This window comes from Streptomyces chattanoogensis, from assembly GCF_001294335.1.
Lineage (GTDB): Bacteria > Actinomycetota > Actinomycetes > Streptomycetales > Streptomycetaceae > Streptomyces > Streptomyces chattanoogensis.
This window is the reverse complement of the sequence record NZ_LGKG01000064.1, coordinates 1-450: the sequence shown is the minus strand read 5'-3', so window position 1 is coordinate 450 and position 450 is coordinate 1. Positions and strand designations below refer to the sequence as shown.

Sequence of the window (450 nt, the reverse complement as noted above, 5' to 3'; positions counted from 1 at the left end):
AGGGCCATCTCGCGGGCGTTCTTGATGGCGCGGGCTATCTGCCGCTGCTGCTGCCTGGTCACGTTGGTCACCCGGCGGCTGCGGATCTTGCCGCGGTCGGAGATGAACTTCCGCAGCAGGTCGGTGTCCTTGTAGTCGACGTAGGTGATACCGGCAGCGTCGAGCGGATTGGCCTTCCGCTTGGCGGGCTTGTTCTTGAGGTTGGGGCGACGGGGCATGGGGGTTCGGTCCGTTCCTTCCGGTTCTTGGGGTGGCTCGGTTACGGGCTCAGGCGACGGGGTCGAGCAGTTCGTCGAAGGCGTGCGACAGCTCTCGCCAGGACTTCGGCCCGGCCGCGTACTCGGCGTCGGTGAGCAGGCACGAGTCCAGCAGAGCCAGCAGGTTCTCCCGGTCGAGGCCGGGACAGGTGAAGGTGAGGTGCTGGCAGCGGTCGCCGTGTTCGGGGTGCCA

At 67.1% G+C, this 450-nt stretch carries 1 protein-coding gene and 1 pseudogene; both read right to left on the bottom strand.

Annotation, left to right across the window (positions count from 1 at the left end):
* Positions 1–218 (bottom strand): 30S ribosomal protein S18 (gene rpsR / locus ADL29_RS09000; RefSeq protein ID WP_053923174.1); only part of this gene is annotated, 218 nt, incomplete at its 3' end.
* Between the two features lie 49 nt (positions 219–267).
* Positions 268–450 (bottom strand): annotated as a pseudogene (locus ADL29_RS08995) (cobalamin biosynthesis protein CobW); the annotation flags it as partial.